Origin of the sequence: Ideonella sp., assembly GCF_044358605.1 — a bacterium.
In the GTDB taxonomy this organism is placed as follows: Bacteria; Pseudomonadota; Gammaproteobacteria; order Burkholderiales; family Burkholderiaceae_C; genus Ideonella.
In genome coordinates, this window is record NZ_JBIKNQ010000106.1 from 1 (window position 1) to 5,773 (window position 5,773).

Sequence of the window (5,773 nt, forward strand, 5' to 3'; positions counted from 1 at the left end):
GTGCTGGACGAGACCAAAGCCTTGCTGCAAAAGCAGGCCAACGCGGGCCAGAAATCAGCCGTGATGGATGGCACCGCCTTGCACCGGGTGTATGAACGTATTGCCGATGCGCTCAAGCGCCTGATAGAGGGCGAGGGCTCGCGGTTTTGCAACTCTGCCCGTGAGTTGGGCTCCTTGCGCAGCGACGCATTTAAGCGCGTGAAGAGCTTGGCTGATGACAACCTGCAAGCCTGCAGCAAGGCCTATCAAAACTGTTTAGTGAATCCCGTCAGCGGCCAACTCAACCCAGCGGTGGAAGGCCCATTGCTGGCCCAGCAAGCACAGGTATTGCAAGACTTGCAAACGCAGCATCGGAGCGACAAGGATGCCAAGAGCCTGAAGAGTGCCGAAGGCGTCTTGAACGAGTTGCTCCGTGAGAGTGCAGATGCGCACCACACCCTTGTTGACCTGCACGGGCAAATTCCGAATCGGGCTTATGGCCACTACAAGGAAGCAGCACAAGAGTTGATGGCGCTGGCCAAGGACGCCAACGACCCCAGACTCAAAAGCAGCCTAGAGGCACTGAGCCGAGGCAATTTTTTAACCTCTCACCACATTCTCTACAACCAGACCACAGAGCTGAAGAACAAACTGGTGCAGGCCCAGGCGCAGAGTTATGCACCTGAGTTGGCGGGAGACAGCATGTCTTCGGCCAAGACCATTGACGCCAAGTTCGCGATGGGCGCCTTCCCCACCCTGCTGGCACCAGACACGGGCAACTACTGGTCGGCAGGCGGGGGTGTCAGCCTGAGCCGCAATCTCTCGGTGGGCAAGGATGAAGACGGCTCTTTCAATTACTCCACCGGGGTGGGTATTGGGCTGGAGTTCGCACCCATGGTGAATTTTGGGCAGAGCAATGACCGCTTTTTTTCCCTCGGCGTCAAAGCGAAGATCGGGCTCAACGCGGGCTACCACTATGAGTCGGCCAATGGCCTGTCTTCGGCAGCGGCCGTGGTGTCCGAGTCCACAGACCCCGCCAGCACAAAGTTCGACAAATCGGCCGAGAAGAACGTGGCGCAGTTTGTGGGACAGTATGTGGACAGCGCCAATGCCTCCACGGGCGCTGTGACCCAAGGTCTTCGGAACCTTGGCAATGTGCCCAACTATGTCTTTGACGAGTTCAGGGGCAAGTCCGACTTGGAGAAGCTGGGTAAAGAGGCCAATCACTCGCAGGCGTGCGCCAAAGTCGCCCGGGGGCACAGTGACTACGTGGCGCAGCAGTTGGACGCCTTGAAAGACCAGAACAAGTTGGCAAGCGTGCTCAAGTATCTGGATGCGGTGGGGAGGAGCCTGACGCCAACGCGGGCCCCCTCATTGATGACCACGCCCACCGTTAACCTTAAAGCGGACGTGGTGTCGATCAGCGGTAGTGTGGAGGCCAATGCCAAGGTGGCCTTGGTGGCCAGCAACCAAGTGAACGATGCCGTGTTCGAGAAAGACGTGCTGCAGCAGTTTGGCTTTGCCGTCGGCGGCGGCATCAAGGTGGAGGGTAAATACACCTGGATGGATGCCGCCAAGGTGGGCACAGCTGGCGACATCATCAATGGCCTGAGCGGCGCCAAGATGAACGGCAAAGCATTGGCAGGTGGCATCGACAGCGTGTTGAAGAAGATGCCCTTTGGCGAAACGTATGTGAAGTCCTTCCAGAAAGACTGGTCGCGGGAGAATGACTTTGAGGCCGCACAGACGAATATCAGCCAAGCGCTGAAGACCTTGAGCAAAGACTATGCGAGTTTCGTCAAAGAAGCCACGGTGATCGGCGCCCGTTTGTCTGCTGTGCTGGACCGAGACACCGAGCGCCTGAACAAACCGGCCTGGGAAGCCTCGGTCCAAACCCTGGGCGAGAAACTGAACACCATGGCCAAGCTTTTGTCACCTGAAGGCTTGGATGACATTGCGGGGGCGGCCGAGCTGTTCTCGGAAGATACGCTGCGAAAGAGCCCCGGGGACCTGCGTGAGAAGCTGACCCAACTGACGTTTGGTGTGGTTGGGCATAGGCATGCCGCCCTCTCTGTAGCGTGCTCTGCGAATTCGGAAGGCGTGCGGCGACTGATTGAGCTGGCCCCAAGCGACGAGGCGGCGCGCTCCGAACGTGCCGATGCCATGCTGAAGCTGGCCGTTGGCCATGAGGAATTGAGCCAGACCATGGCCAAGGTGGGCATTGAAACCATGAACGGTGCGGATGTGCTGACGGCTGGCCCAGTGCGGCAAGCAGGCTTGGGATGGAAGCGGGCGGATGGCGCCATCACAATCAGTTTCAATGTCACCATCGACTTGGCCGCACGGAGGGTGAGTAACCCTACGGCTACAGTAAGTAATAAAAAGGGTGGCCAAAACATTGTTGGCGTGAACAGCAAGTCCATGGCCGGCAACTCCTTGAACGTTGGCTTTGAGGTGACGGGCAAGCACTTTGACCGCACCCACCACAATGCTTTGCGGCATGGCGACTACTCGCAGTGGAGTGCCTCTTTGTCAATCTCAGTCTCTGGGGCCGTGGCGCAGCATGGCACCTTGGTGGCCGAGCGCTTGGTCGGGCTGGTGAAAAACAGCTTGAAAGACAAATTGGGCACGGACGGCGAAGCGCCAGAGATGACAGCAGACGAAGAAGCAAGGCTGAAGTGGCAGTTCTCTAAGGCGATTGCTGATGCCGTCGATAAAGGGGCCAATGCGCTAACGCTGGACATCACCCGAACCAACCACCGAGGCAAGCTGGTGTATGACCAAGTGGCGGTCACAGGCAAGAACAGCATGGGCTTGACGATTCCCATCGTTATCCCCCCAGCGCCGTGGTCGGTGTCGGTGGGCGCCAATTATTCGGAGTCGAACCGCACCGGATTGCTGCCTACGTTTGGTGACTCGCTGTTGGGGCACACCTTGTTCCGCGACAAGCTCAGCCTGCTCGATAAGCTCAAGGAAACCGATGCTCTGAAGCGCTATGCGGACAAGCAATCTTCCGACGTAGTCGCACCCGAGAAGTGGACCTTCACCCCGGAGGAGCGCGCGCTGCTTAGCGAGGCGATTTTCTCGCGGGCTGACCGCAACTTTATGGACATGCTGAGTGACACCCAACAAGCGGTCCCAGCCTTGGTGCAGGGGCGTCAAATTGTGAAGTCGATGGAGGCGTTCCGTCAGTTGAGCAAAAACGAGGGTTTGCCTGAGAACGATGATAATTTGGCGCGCATGAGAGATGTTTTAGGCACCACCAGGGAGCATTTGCAACAGTTGGACGTGCTGACCGAAGGCCAGCACAAGCTGCAATCCCAATATGGCAGCAAACTCTCACCGCAGAGTCTCCAGACCATGAGTGCAGCCGATATGTCTGCTGCGCTGGAGAAAGTGCGCCACACGCTGAATAGAGAGGTGTTCGACAAGGCGGAGTTGAAGATGCTTTTGGACGAGCGCTGCAGCGACCGCAATTTCGAGCGCTTTGTGAACTGGGCAAGCAAGGGCCTGGTGGTGGCCGACGCGGGCGAGCCACCTTCACGCGCCTTGCAGAGCGAGAGCGCCGACGGCAAAGGCTTGAAGGGGCTGATGGAACAGCGGGACAAGGTGTTCGGCCAAACGGCCGAAGCCCGCGAAAAGTTCTTCTTGGACGGCCAGGGGCGCAACCTGTTTGCCAAGTATGTGGAGTTGGTGGACCTGGCCCGGGACGTGAACAACGAAGTGGCCAACTCCACGCCGGTGAACCCAGACAAGCAAATGGGCTATGTGCTGCAGAAGGTGCCTTTTATCAAGCCCAAGGTAGGCTGAGTGCCTTCTGCGAAGCCGTAGTCCGTGGCAGGCTCAAGTCCGCTGCATAACTGCCCTGATGGTTGCCAAAGGCGGGGCCGATGCTTCGGACTCAGCACCTAGTCTTCGCTTTACAGCGGGCCAATGCGGTAGCGCTCCCTATGATTTGGTTGTCAAAAGTTTGCACGCAACTTGAGTGACACCCGCCAGTCCGGCGAACTATGAATCAAGTGGAGTTTTATTGATATGAACGGATCAGGTAGTAGCAGCGTCAGCAGCAACAGCAGTCGCATTAACAGCAGCCAAGTACACCCGACTGGCCAAAACGAGGCAAAGGAGCCGGGATCCCCCTCGAATCGTTCACGGTCGGAGCATGAGCTCGGGCAAAATTCGGGCGAGAGGCCTCGTGTAGTGTTCGGGATGCCGCCCCCACGAGCAGAGTCTAGTGAACCAAATGAGCGCTCTGCTGGGCTCAACTACTTCGACTTTGAGGGGGTCGCAGACATGGAGCCGGTGTCAGGCGAGTCACTCCCACCTGTGAACGATCCATTGTTTTGGACAAGGGAACCGTCCAACAATAGCAACTTTCGCGCGCAAATCCAGGCACGTGCAGCTCAACGCCCGTACGTAGGTGACATCGATTGGCCTCCAGGTGATGTACGAAGCGGCACCCGTACGGTGAGTCGGGGCCACAATGTGCCCTCCCTCAGCGGTGACGACAATGTCACTCAAAGGCCTCAGAATCAGCCGCCTGCCAACTGCAAGGGTGACACTGGCTTGCCAACGAAGCGGCACCACCCTGACGACAGCGACGACGATGAATTTGGAGGCAGTGGTTTTGTTGAGTTAAACGACCAAATCCAACGCAACTTGGAACTGGCGGCGCGCCTCAACATGACCTGAATCCGTGAGTGATTTTGTGGGCTTTGTTGGGCTTTGTTGCACAAACCCGCAGAAGGACGAGCTGACCCCAACCCCAGGCGGAGTTATGCCACAGGCACCGTCACGGGGCAGCCAAGCTGAGTGAAGCGGTTGAGCAAGGCAACACGCACATGCAACTCCACCACTTGGCGCGCAAAGGCTCGGGCCATCACACGCTCGCCCAGCCGCTTGAAGCAGCGCATTGTTGTCTCCACAAGGCTGCGGCGGTGGTAGCCACTCCACTGCTTCCACAGCGACAGCCAAAGCGCTTGCAGGCCCGAGCAGCCTCGTTGCGGCAGGGTTCTCCAGCCGACGCGGACTTCCAAAGCTTGGCATTGCGCCCAGTTCGTCGTTATATACCGTTGCTCACCGCTCTTCTTCACCTTCATCCGCCTGCGCTGTCAGATCGCCCGAGGCGATTTGCGCAAAAACCATTTTTGATTTTAATAATTATGTACATACCAACCGGACAGAAGCAGTCTTTCACTGTCAACCAAAACCACCCAGACGAAAGCTCGCCCCCCCCGAACAAAGAGCATCATTTTTCCCCATTGCATATTCAGCCCCCTCATCTCCAATTGACCAGCGGATCAAGGCACCCAGCAAGCAAGGCACCCCCCATGAAAATATAGAAATCAAACTCACAAAACCCTCCTTCGATGCAATTAATACCCTTCATCGAAATACTGATTTGATATCTGATTTTGACAAGCACTGCAGGCAATCCACTAATGCAACTTTAATGAAGTATCGAAAATTCATAACGGATGAGATGGGCAAACACAAAAAAGATCCCCAATTCACAAAAAGGGCTGAAGATATTCTTCACTCCCACCTCGATATCGTACTCGACAGGAAAGACAGAAAAATTGAGCATAGTACTAACAGGCTGCTGAAATACCAGCCGGTTCTGATGGTCGAGCGAGACGCAGAGAGGACAATCTGAGCATCCGATTTGAGAGAGAGCTATGCGCGGAGCCGACACCTTCACCGAGAGCCTGTTCACCATGCGCAAGCTGGAGGATTTCGTGCCTGCACAGCACCCGCTGCGCGAGATTCGCAGAACGGCCAACGCCGCGCTAGA

Annotated in this window: 1 protein-coding gene and 2 pseudogenes; 2 read left to right on the forward strand and 1 reads right to left on the reverse strand. The window is 56.9% G+C overall.

Going from position 1 to position 5,773, the window contains the following annotated elements; genetic code table 11:
- Positions 1–3,789: hypothetical protein (locus ACIQ3Q_RS21975; RefSeq protein ID WP_396271376.1), on the forward strand; the 3,789-nt coding region annotated here is incomplete at its 5' end.
- A 965-nt stretch (positions 3,790–4,754) separates the two neighbouring features.
- On the opposite strand, the pseudogene ACIQ3Q_RS21980 reads toward ACIQ3Q_RS21975, so the two are convergent.
- Positions 4,755–5,029: pseudogene (locus ACIQ3Q_RS21980) on the reverse strand (IS5/IS1182 family transposase); the annotation flags it as partial.
- 628 nt (positions 5,030–5,657) lie between these two features.
- Here ACIQ3Q_RS21980 and ACIQ3Q_RS21985 point away from each other — a divergent pair.
- Positions 5,658–5,773, forward strand: a pseudogene (locus tag ACIQ3Q_RS21985) (IS5/IS1182 family transposase); the annotation flags it as partial.